This window comes from Streptomyces sp. NPDC033177 (assembly GCF_055577715.1).
The window spans coordinates 182,553-196,732 of record NZ_JBVIPS010000007.1 but is presented as its reverse complement, the minus strand read 5'-3'; the positions used below and the strand labels follow the sequence as shown (position 1 = coordinate 196,732).

The 14,180-nt window shown below is 71.1% G+C and carries 15 protein-coding genes and 2 tRNA genes; 11 read left to right on the top strand and 6 right to left on the bottom strand.

Translation table 11 applies throughout. The features are described from left to right. Window positions 1-66 precede the first annotated feature (66 nt). On the top strand, window positions 67-891 hold the full coding sequence (locus ACZ5U5_RS24635; RefSeq protein ID WP_469025392.1) for a GNAT family N-acetyltransferase: 825 nt from the start codon (window positions 67-69) through the stop codon (window positions 889-891). Window positions 892-923: 32 nt separating this feature from the next. Here the strand turns inward: ACZ5U5_RS24635 and ACZ5U5_RS24630 are convergent, their stop codons facing one another. Continuing rightward, window positions 924-1,442 (bottom strand): DsbA family protein, encoded by a 519-nt coding sequence (locus ACZ5U5_RS24630; RefSeq protein WP_469025390.1) that lies wholly within the window; start codon window positions 1,440-1,442, stop codon window positions 924-926. A gap of 199 nt (window positions 1,443-1,641) precedes the next feature. On the opposite strand from ACZ5U5_RS24630, the gene ACZ5U5_RS24625 reads away from it, so the two are divergent. Further along, on the top strand, window positions 1,642-2,085 hold the full coding sequence (locus ACZ5U5_RS24625) for a hypothetical protein (protein ID WP_365820984.1): 444 nt from the start codon (window positions 1,642-1,644) through the stop codon (window positions 2,083-2,085). 232 nt (window positions 2,086-2,317) lie between these two features. Next, complete coding sequence (locus tag ACZ5U5_RS24620; protein WP_451214235.1) at window positions 2,318-2,488, top strand: hypothetical protein; 171 nt, start codon at window positions 2,318-2,320, stop codon at window positions 2,486-2,488. Between the two features lie 33 nt (window positions 2,489-2,521). Here the strand turns inward: ACZ5U5_RS24620 and ACZ5U5_RS24615 are convergent, their stop codons facing one another. Together ACZ5U5_RS24615 and ACZ5U5_RS24610 are read right to left on the bottom strand one after the other, a co-directional pair. Beyond that, window positions 2,522-3,094, bottom strand: a complete 573-nt coding sequence (locus ACZ5U5_RS24615) for a CGNR zinc finger domain-containing protein (RefSeq protein WP_365820985.1) — start codon at window positions 3,092-3,094, stop codon at window positions 2,522-2,524. Between the two features lie 225 nt (window positions 3,095-3,319). After that, the gene (locus tag ACZ5U5_RS24610; RefSeq protein ID WP_003959770.1) at window positions 3,320-3,733 is read right to left on the bottom strand and encodes an SsgA family sporulation/cell division regulator; all 414 of its coding nucleotides are present in this window, start codon (window positions 3,731-3,733) and stop codon (window positions 3,320-3,322) included. Window positions 3,734-3,924: 191 nt separating this feature from the next. Between ACZ5U5_RS24610 and ACZ5U5_RS24605 the strand changes: the two genes are divergently transcribed. Further along, window positions 3,925-4,356, top strand: a complete 432-nt coding sequence (locus ACZ5U5_RS24605) for a TIGR02611 family protein (RefSeq protein ID WP_365820986.1) — start codon at window positions 3,925-3,927, stop codon at window positions 4,354-4,356. A gap of 66 nt (window positions 4,357-4,422) precedes the next feature. Continuing rightward, a tRNA-Val gene (locus ACZ5U5_RS24600) sits at window positions 4,423-4,494 on the top strand. A 116-nt stretch (window positions 4,495-4,610) separates the two neighbouring features. On the opposite strand, the gene ACZ5U5_RS24595 is transcribed toward ACZ5U5_RS24600, so the two are convergent. Beyond that, window positions 4,611-7,286 carry an SCO7613 C-terminal domain-containing membrane protein gene (locus ACZ5U5_RS24595; RefSeq protein ID WP_469025386.1) on the bottom strand — a complete coding sequence of 892 codons (2,676 nt, stop codon included), beginning with the start codon at window positions 7,284-7,286 and terminating at the stop codon, window positions 4,611-4,613. Window positions 7,287-7,376: 90 nt separating this feature from the next. Here ACZ5U5_RS24595 and ACZ5U5_RS24590 point away from each other — a divergent pair, with 90 nt between their 5' ends. Continuing rightward, window positions 7,377-7,823, top strand: coding sequence for an SRPBCC family protein (locus tag ACZ5U5_RS24590; protein WP_469025383.1), 447 nt, complete (start codon window positions 7,377-7,379; stop codon window positions 7,821-7,823). A gap of 62 nt (window positions 7,824-7,885) precedes the next feature. Further along, window positions 7,886-7,957, top strand: a tRNA-Val gene (locus ACZ5U5_RS24585). A 74-nt stretch (window positions 7,958-8,031) separates the two neighbouring features. On the opposite strand, the gene ACZ5U5_RS24580 is transcribed toward ACZ5U5_RS24585, so the two are convergent. Then, window positions 8,032-8,757, bottom strand: coding sequence for an exonuclease domain-containing protein (locus ACZ5U5_RS24580; RefSeq protein ID WP_469025381.1), 726 nt, complete (start codon window positions 8,755-8,757; stop codon window positions 8,032-8,034). A 168-nt stretch (window positions 8,758-8,925) separates the two neighbouring features. Here ACZ5U5_RS24580 and ACZ5U5_RS24575 point away from each other — a divergent pair, with 168 nt between their 5' ends. The 3 genes from ACZ5U5_RS24575 (at window position 8,926) to thrS (ending at window position 12,837) form a co-directional block, all read left to right on the top strand. Next, window positions 8,926-9,492: a DUF4365 domain-containing protein gene (locus ACZ5U5_RS24575; protein WP_363210977.1), complete on the top strand. Its 567-nt coding sequence runs from the start codon at window positions 8,926-8,928 to the stop codon at window positions 9,490-9,492. After that, entirely contained in the window at window positions 9,489-10,730 is a 1,242-nt protein-coding gene (locus ACZ5U5_RS24570; protein ID WP_469026103.1) for a hypothetical protein, read from the top strand. Before ACZ5U5_RS24575 ends, ACZ5U5_RS24570 begins: the two co-directional genes overlap by 4 nt. Before the next feature lie 130 nt (window positions 10,731-10,860). After that, window positions 10,861-12,837 (top strand): threonine--tRNA ligase, encoded by a 1,977-nt coding sequence (thrS, locus tag ACZ5U5_RS24565; RefSeq protein ID WP_469025379.1) that lies wholly within the window; start codon window positions 10,861-10,863, stop codon window positions 12,835-12,837. Window positions 12,838-12,863: 26 nt separating this feature from the next. On the opposite strand, the gene ACZ5U5_RS24560 is transcribed toward thrS, so the two are convergent. Further along, window positions 12,864-13,520, bottom strand: a complete 657-nt coding sequence (locus ACZ5U5_RS24560; protein WP_469025376.1) for a potassium channel family protein — start codon at window positions 13,518-13,520, stop codon at window positions 12,864-12,866. Between the two features lie 67 nt (window positions 13,521-13,587). On the opposite strand from ACZ5U5_RS24560, the gene ACZ5U5_RS24555 reads away from it, so the two are divergent. Continuing rightward, the gene (locus ACZ5U5_RS24555; RefSeq protein WP_469025374.1) at window positions 13,588-14,148 is read left to right on the top strand and encodes an HIT family protein; all 561 of its coding nucleotides are present in this window, start codon (window positions 13,588-13,590) and stop codon (window positions 14,146-14,148) included. Window positions 14,149-14,180: the final 32 nt, after the last annotated feature.

The window sequence follows — 14,180 nt, the reverse complement described above, 5'->3', positions numbered from 1 at the left end:
GCGACAGCCGCAAGTGCTTGTAAATCCTGATGACGCGCGAGCCGCAGGGTGGGTACAACTCCACTGATGACCACGACCCTGCGGCCGACCGGGCCGCTTCAGCAGAGCGCTGACGGCGCGAAGTCACGCACGTACGAAGTGCGCGTGAACAGCCGTCCTGTGGGCGGGATAGAACTCGCCACGCATCCCGTCTTCGGGCCCGGTGTCGCCGAGATGCGGGATCTGAGCATCAAGAAGCCCGACCGCAGGCGCGGCCGGGCCACCGTCGCGGTGCTCGCGGCCGAGGAGGTGGTGCGCGGCTGGGGCTGCGAGCGGATCGAGGTGGCCGTGCCCGCGGAGGCCGCGGCGGCCCACCGCCTGGCCGTGTCCCTCGGCTACCTGGAGCGCAACCGCCACATGGTCAAGCCCCTGGCCGACGCGCCGCCCGCGCTGCCGGCGGGCGTCGAGGGGCGGCCGATGACCGAGGGCGAGTACGAGGTCTGGCTGGCCCGCGAGAAGGAGGACTACGCCCAGACCTGGATCGAGCGCGGCGTCCCCGAGGCGGAGGCGCGCGCCAAGTCCGACGCCGACCACGCGGACCACCTGCCGCAGGGCATCGCCACCCCCGGCACCCGCCTCAGCGTGCTCACCCACGAGGGCACGGCGGTCGGCACCCTGTGGCTGGCGCGGCGCGACGCCGACGCGTTCGTCTTCGACGTCGAGGTCGACGAGGAGTACCGCGGACGCGGACACGGCCGGTCCCTGATGCTCCTCGCTGAGACCCAGGCCCGTGAGGAAGGCCTCGGCCGACTCGGCCTCAACGTCTTCGCGGGCAACACCCCGGCCCTGCGCCTGTACGAATCGCTGGGCTACGAACCGGTCATGTACTACGTCTACAAGCAACTGCTCTAGGCATCCCGTCCCGTCCCGCCCCGAGGAGGCGGTCAGGGCGCGAGGAGGCCGTCCGCGATCTTCTCGACGCGTTCGCGCAGGCCCTCCTGGCTCTTGCCGCCGTCGAGGCGCTCGCCGTCGATGACGTACGTCGGCGTCCCGGTGACGCCGATCGCCTTGCCCTCGGCCTGGTCGGCGTCGACGATCAGGATGTGCCGGCCGTCGACCAGCGCCGTGTCGAACTCCTCCGCGTCCAGGCCCAGTTCACGCGCGGTCTCGACCAGGAAGGGCTCGCCCTTGCGGTCAAGCTCCTCGACCTTGCCGAGCACGGCCTCCACGTACGGCCAGCCCTGCCCCTGCTCGAAGGCCTCCTCGGCGGCCTGTGCGGCGGCGAAGGCGTGCTTGTGCTTTTCGAGGGGGAAGTGGCGCAGCCGCAGGTCGACGCGGTCGCCGTAGCGGGCGCGGAGCGTGCGGACGTCGTCGAGGGCGGTCCGGCAGTCCGGGCACTGCAGCTCGCACCAGATGTCGATGACGAGGGGGCCGGCGGGGGTCGCGGGGGCAGAGTCGCTCATGGGCCCAGTCTTCCAGCCCCGCGTCCGCCTCCCAACCGGGGCCGGGGACGGCAGCCGGAACCTGCGGAGGAGACGCGACCCTGATATGTCCCTGAAGTCCGCTCGGGGCGTGGCTTGTGAGGGGCCACCCGGTGCAGGATGGAAGGGAGGACAGTGCCAGTCAGCGCCACCGTCTACGCCCGCACGCCTGGAGGACCGGATGATTGCCGAGACCGTCTGTTCCGCCGTATCCGCGGCCGGCCTCGGCATCGCCGCGATCACGGCCTATCGCAAGCGATTCCTCGCGGCCACGCGCCTTGCCGCCTACTCACTGGTCCCGGTCGGCCTGGTGATGACCGGTGTCGTCGGATGGCTGGCCGACACCGCCTTCAGCATGAAGGCGTGGGCGGGCTTCGGGGTCCTCGGCGTCGCCTGGCTGCTCTTCATGATCACGCGTGCGGTGGAGCGCCGCTCGGGAGGCACCCGCAAGGAGCGCAAGGCCGCGAAGGCGGCCCAGCGCGAGGCGGTGGCCCCCGCGGCGTCCGCCCCCTCCCTGGGCCAGGGTGCCCGTCCGGCCGCCCAGCCCGCGGAGCGGCCGAAGGCGGCCGCGCCCAAGGAGGACTTCAGCGACATCGAGGCGATCCTGAAGAAGCACGGCATCTGAGAGCGGCGGTCGGTCGGCCGTCGTCAACATCTGTCCGTGTTCGATGACCGTTGGGCTACCTCGTTCGAGTGGACGGCGGTGTCGCCGAGTCTGACGAGATCCGTCGCTGGTCGGCCACCGATGCAACACGCGCCACGCTGGGCTTTTGCAGGTCACGGATACTGTGAACTCCCGGGCCCGCCGGGGGCATTGGTCATCCGCACCCCTGGGACTAGGTCATCATCGCCGCGAGATGCTGGACACCGCACCGGGCGATGCCGCCCCGCCGACCGATGAGCGAGCCGCGACGGAAGAGCCCAAGGGCTGCCTGTTCGCGCTCTCCCAGCCACCCCTGATGATCTTCCTGGCGGTGATCGGCGTCCTGATCCTGATGGGGTCCCTGCACGATCTGCTGGGGCTGTAGCGGACGGCGCCGCTCGCGCGAAGCGGCCGGGGCTCAGCCCGCGGCTTCCTTGCGCCGGGCCCGGTAGGCGGCGACATGCAGCCGGTTGCCGCAGGTGCGGCTGTCGCAGTAGCGGCGCGAGCGGTTACGGGAGAGGTCGACGAAGGCGTGCCGGCAGTCCGGGGCCTCGCAGCGCCGCAGCCGCTCCTGCTCGCCGGCGACGACGAAGAAGGCGAGGGCCATCCCGCAGTCCGCCGCGAGGTGATCGGCGATGGAGGCGCCGGGCGCGAAGTAGTGCACGTGCCAGTCGTAGCCGTCGTGATCGGTGAGCCGGGGCGTGGTGCCCGCCGCCGCGATCAATTCGTTGATCACCGCCGCCGCGGCCTGTGGCTCGGGCGCCGCGAAGACCTCCTGGAAGCGGCCGCGGATGTGCCGGACGCCGGCCAGGTCACGCTCCGTGAGTACTCCGACGTCACTTATGTCATGGCTTCGTACGAACGCGCCCAGGGCTGCCAGATCCGGGAGCCCCTCCGTGTCGGTGCTCGCCGCGTCCTCGGTGTCCGGTGCGGTGTTCACCAGATCGACCACGGCGTCGAGTGCGCACCGGGTGTCGTGGGTGATCAGCACGTTTGCTCCCTGGCCTGGGGGTAGTGGGGCCTGCCCCGCTCATTGAGAGCTTGGAAGGGTGCCCGCCGATGCTGGCCGATGCTAGCGGCTTCACGACACGACACACCGGCGCCGTCCCCGCGGGTACCCGCGGCGACGGCGCCGGTGTGTCTGCTGTGTGCGGTTGTCGTGCCCGAGCCGTCGCCCCGAGTCGGACGGCGCCGGGCGCTCTCGCGCGGCCTGGAGCTAACTTTCGGCCAGGATGTGCGAGAGCTCCGTATCCAGATCGAAGTGGCGGTGTTCCGTTCCTGGCGGCACGGCCGCGTCGGTTCGCTTCAGGAAGGATTCCAGGGCCCGCGCCGGGGCCTCGAGCAGAGCCTCACCCTCGGGGGAACTCAGGGCGATGCAGACAACGCCCTGACCGTGGCTCCGGGACGGCCAGACTCGGACGTCGCCGGTACCGGTGGGCCGGTGCAGGCCCTCGGCGAGGAGGTCGCGGGCGAACACCCACTCGACGGTTTCCTCGGCTCCGGTGTGGAAGGTGGCGTGCACGGCATAGGGATCGGCCGTGTCATACCGCAGTCCTGCGGGTACAGGCAGTGAGGACTCGCTCGACACAACGAGGCGCAGGTGCAGCTCGCAGCTGACCGTGGTGTTCATAAGCGCCAGGGCCTTTCGCTCAGTGTGCGCTCGGGGATTCGCACGTCGGCGAAATCGACATGCCACCTACGGTGCCGTTGTAAACCCCTCTGAGGGTTTTGGGTGTCTTTAGGTAGCTCGTACGGCGGGTTGTTCGTTCAGCGGGTACGGCCATTCCAGTGACGGGTTTCCGTCCGGTAGGGTTTGGCCGTATGAATACGGGGAGTAACGAGCCGGGGGTTGCTGAAACAATCACCGGCACGAAGGACGAACAGCCGCTCGGATCGCGTGCGCCGGAGTACATCCAGGCCCGCAAGGCGCTGCACCTCAGCTGGCAGGTGGGCGTCTTCATCGTCGGCCTCGCCGTGGTTGCCGCAGGCATCGTCATGCTGCCGCTGCCGGGTCCCGGCTGGCTGGTGATCTTCGGGGGAATGGCGATCTGGGCGACCGAGTTCGTCTGGGCCCAGCTGGTGCTTCGCTGGACGAAGCGGAAGGTCACCGAGGCGGCGCAGCGTGCGCTCGACCCCAAGGTGCGCCGCCGGAACATCATCCTGACGACCGTCGGTCTGGTGATCGTCGCCGTGCTCGTCGCGGTCTACGTCTGGAAGTTCGGCCTCGAGATGCCGTGGAAGATCAAGGAGTGACCTCCGGGTGACTCCATGGCGGTCGGAGGCACCCGCTGACATGCGGTAATGTTCTCCGTGCGCCCGGGGCGATTAGCTCAGTGGGAGAGCGCTTCGTTCACACCGAAGAGGTCACTGGTTCGAACCCAGTATCGCCCACCCCGGAACTGCGGCCCGGAGGCTTTAAGCCTCCGGGCCGCAGTCGTATTCGCTCCATTTCCCGTGCGGCCGAAGGAAATTGATACTCCGTCGGCTGCCGTCCGGGAAAAGCGGAGTCAGTGCATTCTGCCGAGAACGTCACGGACCCGCCGTGCGTCGCGCAGTCGCTGTTCGTACGTCGCGCCGATCGCGAGGAGCAGGAGCCCGGCGAGCGCGGGCGGCAGCCAGCGCGGCAGGGCGTCCACCACTTGGACGATGTAGGGCGCCAGTTCGTGCAAGGCGTCCAGGGCGAGGACCGTGCCGCCGAGTGCCAGGGGTGCCTGCAGCCGGTGCCGGGCGCCCGCCAGCGTGATCAGCAGGGCCGCGACGCCGAGGAGCAGCGGCCGCTGCCAGTGCGGGTCGCTCCAGGCGGCGACGAGGCTCGGCAGGAGGGTCGCGGCCAGGCCGGGCCCATACGCCGCCCAGGAAGACGTCCCGGGGGTGCGGCGGCGCCGCAGGGCGCCGATCAGGAGCGCGGGGACGGTGACCGGCAGGGCGTAGGCCTCGGGGGTCACGACGTCCCAGGCGGCGAGGCGGACCCAGCTCGCCAGGATGAACAGCGCCCCTGCCGCGTACCCGACAGGTCGGCGGTCCGTGCGGAGTGCGGTGCCCGCGGCGATGAGACCGCCGAGCGACAGGGCCAGGGCGAGGGTCGGCGCGTGCCCTGTGGTGAGGACGATCGCGAGCCCGCCGGCGACCGCCCCGGCGATCTCGACCGGCGGGGTCAGGGGGTGCCGGCCGAGCCGGGCCGCGGTGAGAGCGCCGATCGCCGGGACGGCCAGCATGAGCAGCCCCGTGTGGTCCGTGCGCAGGTTCCAGGCGGCGCCCGCGGCGAAGGCGAGGGCCGTGGCGTACGCGATGGTGGCGCAGACGGTGGTGGGGGCCACGCCCGGAACGGCTTCCCGGCGGCGGGCAGCGAGCACGGTTGCCGCGAGGAACAGCGCCGTCAGGGCGCCCAGCGTGCCGAGCGTCGCCGCAGTACCGGCCAATGCCAGGAACGCGACGCTCGCCGAGGAGGTCACCCCCAGGCTCAGTGAGGTGAGGACCACCGCCTTCGAGCCGACGCGCGACGCCACGGCGACGGCGAGCAGGGCGCCGGTCAGCACGACGTACGCCGATACGCCGACTGCGTAAGGGAGTTGGAGGGCGGACGGGAGGATGAGGAGGGCGGCCCAGGCGAGGGCCAGGGCGCCGGAGAGGGCGGTGTCACGGTGGTTCAGGGGCGGGATGGTGGGACGCTCGGCGGAGTCTGCGGCTGAGGCGGCAGGCGGCGCGCTGGGCGGCGCCGCGGTGGGGCTGTGCGACGGCCGGTCCGCGTGCGCTGCGGTGGGGTCTGCGGGCGGCGGGGCCGGGGGAGCGTGTGGCGCGGCGCCTTCGGCAGCCTGGACGCCCGGGTGAGTAGGTGGTGTGGCTGGTGAGGCGGGTGGGGTGGGGGGCGTTGTGGTCGGATTGGCCGTGACGCGGCTGCGTGGCAGCGCCCCCGGCCGCTCAGTGACCGCGGACAGAAGCCGGGGCGCCGCGAACAGGACCCCGGCGACAGCCGCGAGTACGAGCGAGACCATGACCGGGTGCTGCACGGACAGTTCGGGCACGGCGTATGCGTTCCCCGTGTCCTGCGGCACACCCGACCATGCCTTCCCGGCCCAGCTCAACGGCCCGAGCAGAGCGGTGACGAAGGCCGGCAGCGTCCAGAGCACTGCGAGCGCATGCACCAGTAGGGCCGCACCCGCGACCCCGCGCAGGACCGGCCGTGGCAGCGCGGTGCGGGCGACCGCCAGGAGCGCGATGGCGCACCCCAGATAGGCGGGCACCGTCCAGCCGGAGGGCAGCGCCTCGCGCAGCACGCCACCGGCCGCCGCCGTCACGAGCAGACCGCCCGCGAACGCGGCACCCGTCGCCTGCGGGGGCCGAGTGATCCGCCACCCCGCCACCAGCGCGATCGACGCCGCCAGCAGCAGAAGCGCCCCCGCCCGCGCCGCGTCAGGGAGATCCGCCGCCGACCAGGACAGGTAGCCGGCGCCCAGCGCACCCCACAGGCCCGTGGTGCAGGCACCGACGGCTGCGACGATCCGGACGGCGGGTTTGCTCACCCGCAGGGCGACGGCGACATCGAACGCCGCCGTCACCAGAAGCGCCGCCCCCGTCCCGTGGACACCCGCACCTGCCGCGAGCACCCCGAGGAAGAGCGGGAGTTGCGCGGTCGCGACGCCCAGCGGCAAGGGCAGCCGCAGCTCGTGGAAGACAAGGCCGTACCCCGTCCACAGCGCGGCGAGCACGGCGGACGCGGTCGCCGTGTAGCCCAGGGCGTCCGTCTGCGGCAGGGCGACGGCATGGAGGGCGTACGCGTCCAGGACGGTCAGGGCGAGGCCGAGCGCGGCCACCGTCTCCGCCGTCGAACGCAGCTTCCGGTGCAGCAGCAGCGCGGGCACGCCGAGCGCCGTCAGCGTCACGGCCGCCAGGACGGCGCCGCGCCCGCCGATGCCCAGGTGTCCCCAGCTCACCAGCGTGAAGGCGATCGCCGCGATCGTCAGAAGGATGCCGCCCAGGGTGAGCAGCGCGTTCTGCACATTCGGCGGTGTGGCCTCGGGGGCGCGGGCCGGCCGCGGGGAAGCGGGCGCGGGGGCCGCGACCGTCCGGAGGGTGCCCAGAAGCCAGGCGCGGCGATGCAGCAACTGCGCCCTGCGCGCGTCGAGATGTCGCAGCTCCAGGTCGAGGATCCTGAGTTCCTCCGCCGGGGGCGGAATGTTGGTCATGCCGGGAGTGTGGTCCCGGACACAGCGACAGGCATCGGTGCGGATACTCAGGACGTACTCAGATCGGCGCCCGACCGGCAGACTCGGTCCATGGACTGGAGTCACTACCGCTTCCGCAGCATCTGGAACGTGCCCGCGCCACCCGCCGACGTGTACGCCGCCCTGGAGCGCGCCGAGGACTATCCGGCGTGGTGGCCCCAGGTGCGCGAGGTGACGCCCGTCGACGAGCGCAGCGGCACGGCACGTTTCCGCTCCCTGCTGCCGTACGACCTGTTCGTCACCGCCGAGGAGCGGCGCCGCGACCCGGCCGCCGGGATCCTGGAGATCGCGATGACCGGGGACCTGGAGGGCTGGGCGCGCTGGACCGTCACGGCGGTGCACGGCGGCACGCGGGCGCTCTACGCGCAGGAAGTGGTGGTGCGGAAACCCTTGATGCGCCGCCTCGCCGTCCCCGGCAGACCCGTCTTCCTCCTCAACCACGCGCTGATGATGCGTGCGGGTGAGCGCGGGCTGCGGGCGCACCTCGGGCGGAGCTGACGGTTCTCGCACAAGCGGTTTGAAGGAAACCCGCGAAGACCTGTATTGTTCAGTCCGTTCCCGGGCGATTAGCTCAGTGGGAGAGCGCTTCGTTCACACCGAAGAGGTCACTGGTTCGAACCCAGTATCGCCCACCCGGAGAATGCCGGTCCGTCGTCGACGGACCGGTTTTTTCATGCCCGCAGCAGCAGTGAGCGGGCTTCAATCGTCAGGCTGCCGCCGGGAGTTCGGGGCGCAGCGGCCACGCGGGATCCACCGCCTCCGGCGTACCGCTGCGCGCGAACCAGGCCTGAAGCCCGCGCGCCTGCGCCGCGTGCCACACCGCCTGCAGCGCGTGCAGCTCGGCCGCCGAGAGCCGTTCGAGGCGCGAGGCGAAACGCTGCCCCACGGCACGTACGACGTCCAGCGCGGCCTGCGCGTCGGCCGCCGCATCGTGCGCCTCGTCAAGATCCACCGCGTAGTGCGCGCACAGATCGGTCAGCGTGCGGCGCCCCTTGCGGTACCGGTCGAGCTGCTTGTCCAGGACGCGCGGGTCGAGGACGCACAGCGGCGAACCCGCCATGTAGTGGCTGAGCGAGGACGCGCGGTGCCTGCGCAACTCCCGGTCCAGGATCGTCAGGTCGAAGGGTGCGTTCATGACGACGATGGGGCGGCCCGCCGCGCCCTGTTCCGCCAGCTCCCTGGCTATCTCCTCCATCACCGGCGCGGGCCAGCGGCCGTTGTGCTGCAGATGTTCCTCCGTCAGGCCGTGCACCGCGGTGGCGCTCTCGGGCACCGGAACGCCCGGGTTCACCAGCCAGCGCGTGATCCGCGGGCGGGTGCCCGCGCCTTGCTGGACGACGACGGCGGCCGACACAATGCGGTCGGTCTCGACGTCGACGCCCGTGGTCTCCGTGTCGAATGCGGCCAAGGGCCCCTCGTACCAGCACGTCATAGTGACGCAACTCCTCGATCATGTCCGGCAGATGGCTTTCCTCCCCTGCCCACCCCGGTGATACCCGGGCCGTTTGCGCTGTACGCGGCCCGGAGACAACAGAGGTACAGGGCCCGGGAATTGACCGGCCCGAAGCGGGGATTCACTGGTTCGGAAGGCTCGTTGGACATGGCGCTCGCGCAGCCCGAACAGGGTGGGCTGCTGCCCGAGCGGATCGCACCGCCGCGCGGCACACTCGCCACCACCGCCTGTATGGAGACCCTTCAGGTGGGCTATCTGCACGCCGTCGCCGCAGCGGCGGGGTGCTCGCTCTCCCAGCCGTTTCCGGACAATGGCATCGACTGGCACGTCAGTCACAGCGCCCCCGGGCACACGGTCGACGACGAAGTCACCATCAAGGTGCAGCTCAAGTGCACCTACCAGATACCGCCGAACCCCCCGGGGCCGACTTTCTCCTTCACGCTCGACAACCCGCACCTGGAGAAGCTCGCGCGGACCCCGGTCTCGGTGCACAAGATCCTGGTCGTGATGCTCGTGCCCCGGTCGCAGGACGACTGGCTGCGCGCGGGCCATGACCGGCTCGACCTGCGGCACTGCTGCTACTGGACCAACCTCGCCGGACACCAGGTGACCGGCCGGCGCAGGACCACCGTGCGCGTCCCGACCTCGCGGATCTTCGACGACAAGGCCCTCTGCGAGATCATGACGCGGGTCGGGACGGGAGGGAGACCCTGATGCACCGCCCGATCGAAGAGCCACTACGCCCCGTTCGCCCGCACCCCGTGGAACCCGCGGGCAACTGGGCCGCTCCGACGGACCGGTTGGGTCCCCCCGATCCCTCACAGGTCGACCCCGCCGTGCTCGGCGCGCTGCTCGGTCGGCACGGGTGGCGCCGGCGCGGGGGAGCGGCGGGGCGTTATGCCCGCTGGACCCCGCCCGGTCCCGGCGGGGGCGGCACGAGTCTGCTCGTGCCGGAGAACAGGGCCTTCCCCGACTGCGAGGACCTGCTCGGCGAGGCGCTCACCGCCCTGGCGCGCAGCGCGTCGCCGTCAGCGCGTGACGTGCTCGTCGGGCTCACCGTGCCCAGCGACGAGATCCGCTGGTGGCGGGATGTTCCGGAGGGCCCGGCGGGCGCCGCGACCTGGACGGCGGAGGAACAACTGCGGGCGGCGGCACGGCAGATGCTGCTCGCGGGGGCTCTCGCGGCGCGCGGCCGCGCCGGGTACTACGGGGCGCGGCACCGCGGGCCGGCCGCCGCGTCCCTGGAGAGCGTCCTGGTCGCACCCGCTCCGGGCGGGCGGCAGCTCACCGCGTTCGTGCCCGTCCTGACTGGGCGGCTCCTGGCGGTGCGGCTGCACCAGGCGCTGTACGCGGTCCGCGAGGCCGTCGACTACCGGCGCGCCACCGGGGGCATGGACGCCTTCGACGGAGCCGTGGAGGCGGGCGCCAGCCATGAGCTGACGGAAGCCGTCGTGGCGCTGGTGCGGGGCACGGAGGGAGCCCGGGTCGCCGTGGCGTGGGCGCCGGCCGCCGGGGTGCCCGAGGGGTGTGCCGTCGATGCCGGGCCCGTCGAGTTCTCGCCCGGTGACCTGGCGGTGCTCCGGGAGGCGAGCGCCCGCTATCTGCGGGACGAGCCGGCGATGCCGGTGCGGATCACGGGGGCCGTGGTGCGGATGCGGCGGTCGGGGCCGCGGGGCGACGGCACGGTGCGGGTCCGGGTGCTCGCGGGCGCCGACGTCCCCCACGTACGCATGACCCTGGACGAGGAGTCGTACCGCATCGCGGGCCATGCTCACCTGGTCGGGCTGCCGATCCGGGTGCACGGGCGCCTGGAGAGCCGGGGCGGGTTCCGGCGGCTCACCGGGGCCTCGGGGGTGGTGCCGGTGCAGGTGGACGAGGGGGAGAAGGACCGCCTGATGAAGTCGCTCCAGGAGAACCTCGACTTCTTCGAGGAGGCGTGCAGCGGGGACTAGGAGTGTCTGAGGCGGGGCGCGGCTGAGGCCCCGGGGATAACCGTTTCGCGATGGGCGCCCCTGGCTCGGTACGATTCGTATCGCGTGCAGGAGCAGATCTGCCGCGACCCCTTCAGGTAGGAGAAGACCGGTGTCAGACGTCCGTGTGATCATCCAACGCGATTCCGAGCGGGAAGAGCGCGTGGTGACGACGGGCACTACGGCCGCCGAACTCTTCACCGGCGAGCGCACCATCGTCGCCGCCCGCGTGGCCGGCGAGCTGAAGGACCTCGCGTACGCCGTCCAGGACGGTGAGGAGGTCGAGCCGGTCGAGATCTCCTCCGAGGACGGCCTGAACATCCTGCGCCACTCCACCGCGCATGTCATGGCGCAGGCCGTGCAGGAGCTCTTCCCCGACGCCAAGCTGGGCATCGGCCCGCCGGTCCAGAACGGCTTCTACTACGACTTCGACGTCGAGAAGCCCTTCACGCCCGAGGACCTCAAGGCCATCGAGAAGAAGATGCAGGAGATCCAGAAGCGCGGCCAGCGCTTCTCGCGCCGCGTCGTCACCGACGAAGCCGCCCGCGAGGAGCTCGCGAACGAGCCGTACAAGCTGGAGCTCATCGGCATCAAGGGTTCCGCTTCCAGCGACGACGGCGCGGACGTCGAGGTGGGCGGCGGTGAGCTGACCATCTACGACAACCTCGACGCGAAGACCGGCGACCTGTGCTGGAAGGACCTCTGCCGCGGTCCGCACCTGCCCACCACCCGCAACATCCCGGCGTTCAAGCTGATGCGTAACGCCGCCGCGTACTGGCGCGGCAGCGAGAAGAACCCGATGCTCCAGCGCATCTACGGCACCGCCTGGCCCACCAAGGACGAGCTCAAGGCGCACCTGGAGTTCCTCGCCGAGGCCGAGAAGCGCGACCACCGCAAGCTCGGCAGTGAGCTGGACCTCTTCTCCATCCCGGAGCAGATCGGCTCGGGCCTCGCGGTCTTCCACCCCAAGGGCGGCATCATCCGCCGGGTCATGGAGGACTACTCGCGGCGCAGGCACGAGGAGGAGGGGTACGAGTTCGTCTACACCCCGCACGCCACCAAGGGGAAGCTCTTCGAGACCTCGGGCCACCTGGACTGGTACGCCGACGGCATGTACCCGCCCATGCAGCTCGACGAGGGCGTGGACTACTACCTCAAGCCCATGAACTGCCCGATGCACAACCTGATCTTCGATGCGCGCGGGCGTTCCTACCGTGAACTGCCGCTGCGCCTCTTCGAGTTCGGCACGGTGTACCGCTACGAGAAGTCGGGTGTCGTGCACGGGCTGACCCGCGCCCGCGGCTTCACCCAGGACGACGCGCACATCTACTGCACCAAGGAGCAGATGGCGGACGAGCTCGACACGACGCTCACCTTCGTCCTGAACCTCCTGCGTGACTACGGCCTGACCGACTTCTACCTGGAGCTGTCCACCAAGGACCCGGAGAAGTTCGTCGGCTCGGACGAGGTCTGGGAAGAGGCCACCGAGACGCTGCGCAAGGTCGCCGAGAAGCAGGGCCTGCCGCTGGTCCCGGACCCGGGCGGCGCCGCCTTCTACGGCCCGAAGATCTCCGTGCAGTGCAAGGACGCCATCGGCCGCACCTGGCAGATGTCGACCGTGCAGCTCGACTTCAACCTGCCGGAGCGCTTCAACCTGGAGTACACCTCGCCGGACGGCTCCAAGCAGCGCCCGGTGATGATCCACCGCGCGCTCTTCGGTTCGATCGAGCGGTTCTTCGCGGTGCTCCTGGAGCACTACGCGGGCGCGATGCCGCCGTGGCTCGCCCCGGTGCAGGCGGTGGGCATCCCCGTCGGGGACGCGCACATCCCGTACCTCCAGGAGTTCGCGGTCGAGGCCAAGAAGAAGGGCCTGCGGGTCGAGGTGGACGCCTCCTCCGACCGCATGCAGAAGAAGATCAGGACGCAGCAGAAGCTGAAGGTCCCGTTCATGATCATCGTCGGTGACGACGACATGAACGCGGGCACGATCTCCTTCCGCTACCGCGACGGCTCGCAGGAGAACGGCATTCCGCGCGAGCAGGCGCTCGCCAAGCTCCTGGACGTGGTGGAGAGCCGCGTACAGGTGTGATGTGAGGTGAGAGGCCCCCGGGACGTTCAGCGTCCCGGGGGCCTCTTGCCGTCCTCCCGCGCGAACACCTGCAGCAGCCACGACGAGAACGACCCCGTCACCGCCCCGAGCAGCGCGAGCCCGCCGAGCATCAGGCCCACCGCGACCAGGCGCCCCACGGGTGTCACGGGCGCCACGTCGCCGTAGCCCACCGTCGAGAGCGTGGCCGCGGTCCACCACACCGCGTCCCCGAAGGTACGGATCGTCGCGCCCGGAGCCGCGTGCTCGCGCTGGTAGACGGCGAGCGCCCCGGCGAAGCCGAGGAGCAGCGCCGAAAGACCGGCGTACGTCACCACGCGCGCGTGCAGCGCGAGCCGCGGCCGCCCACGCCTGCGCAGGACGGCTTCGTAGATGTGCACGATGCGCAGCGGCCGCAGCAGGGGCAGGAGGAGGACCAGGGTGTCCAGCCAGTGCGCGCGCACGAAGCGGGGCCCCTGCCCGCTCAGCCGCCACCGCACCGCGTAGTCCACGGCGAACGCGGCCCAGGCGGCGAAGACGACCGCCAGGCAGAGGTCACGCCCTGCCCCGGGCAGGCTCGGGGCCAGGACCAGTACGGCGTACGCCGCCAGGTAGAGCAGCGAGGCCACGCCGAGCGGCGCCTCCGTGCGGTTCTCCCAGCGTGCCTGACGGCTGTCATCGCTCATCGGTCCAGCTTCGCCGTGCTGGACCTGGCGGGCGCCCCGCCGACACGCTTCGATCGGACCAAGTCATATGCTGCACTGCATGACGAGTGAGCCGGAGCAGCAGATCGGAGTGGGGACGCAGGACGCGTTCCAGCGCCTGTGGACGCCCCACCGGATGGCGTACATCCAGGGCGAGAACAAGCCGAGCGGTCCGGGCGCCGACGACGGCTGTCCCTTCTGCTCCATCCCGGCGAAATCCGACGAGGACGGCCTGGTGATCGCCCGGGGCGAGCACGTGTACGCGGTGCTCAACCTCTACCCGTACAACGGCGGCCACTTGATGGTCGTGCCCTACCGCCACGTCGCCGACTACACGGAGCTGACCGCCCCGGAGACGGCCGAACTCGGTGAGCTGACCAAGCAGGCCATGACGGCGCTGCGCGCGGCGTCAGGGGCGCACGGCTTCAACATCGGCATGAACCAGGGCACCGTGGCGGGCGCCGGCATCGCCGCGCACCTGCACCAGCACATCGTGCCGCGCTGGGGCGGAGACACGAACTTCATGCCGGTCGTCGGCCACACGAAGATCCTGCCGCAGCTGCTCGCGGACACCCGCAAGATGCTCGCGGACGCCTGGCCCACGAGCTAGGACCGCGCCCCGAAAGGGGCGCGGGGAACTGC

Excerpts from the sequence above, each read along its gene's own strand:
- ACZ5U5_RS24595 (WP_469025386.1), bottom strand. The coding sequence starts at position 7,286 with ATGACCAACATTCCGCCCCCGGCGGAGGAACTCAGGATCCTCGACCTG.
- ACZ5U5_RS24555 (WP_469025374.1), top strand. The coding sequence starts at position 13,588 with ATGCTGCACTGCATGACGAGTGAGCCGGAGCAGCAGATCGGAGTGGGG.
- ACZ5U5_RS24575 (WP_363210977.1), top strand. The coding sequence starts at position 8,926 with ATGGCGCTCGCGCAGCCCGAACAGGGTGGGCTGCTGCCCGAGCGGATC.
- ACZ5U5_RS24560 (WP_469025376.1), bottom strand. The coding sequence starts at position 13,520 with ATGAGCGATGACAGCCGTCAGGCACGCTGGGAGAACCGCACGGAGGCG.
- ACZ5U5_RS24580 (WP_469025381.1), bottom strand. The coding sequence starts at position 8,757 with ATGACGTGCTGGTACGAGGGGCCCTTGGCCGCATTCGACACGGAGACC.
- ACZ5U5_RS24620 (WP_451214235.1), top strand. The coding sequence starts at position 2,318 with ATGCTGGACACCGCACCGGGCGATGCCGCCCCGCCGACCGATGAGCGA.
- ACZ5U5_RS24605 (WP_365820986.1), top strand. The coding sequence starts at position 3,925 with ATGAATACGGGGAGTAACGAGCCGGGGGTTGCTGAAACAATCACCGGC.
- ACZ5U5_RS24625 (WP_365820984.1), top strand. The coding sequence starts at position 1,642 with ATGATTGCCGAGACCGTCTGTTCCGCCGTATCCGCGGCCGGCCTCGGC.
- ACZ5U5_RS24610 (WP_003959770.1), bottom strand. The coding sequence starts at position 3,733 with ATGAACACCACGGTCAGCTGCGAGCTGCACCTGCGCCTCGTTGTGTCG.
- ACZ5U5_RS24630 (WP_469025390.1), bottom strand. The coding sequence starts at position 1,442 with ATGAGCGACTCTGCCCCCGCGACCCCCGCCGGCCCCCTCGTCATCGAC.
- ACZ5U5_RS24635 (WP_469025392.1), top strand. The coding sequence starts at position 67 with ATGACCACGACCCTGCGGCCGACCGGGCCGCTTCAGCAGAGCGCTGAC.
- ACZ5U5_RS24590 (WP_469025383.1), top strand. The coding sequence starts at position 7,377 with ATGGACTGGAGTCACTACCGCTTCCGCAGCATCTGGAACGTGCCCGCG.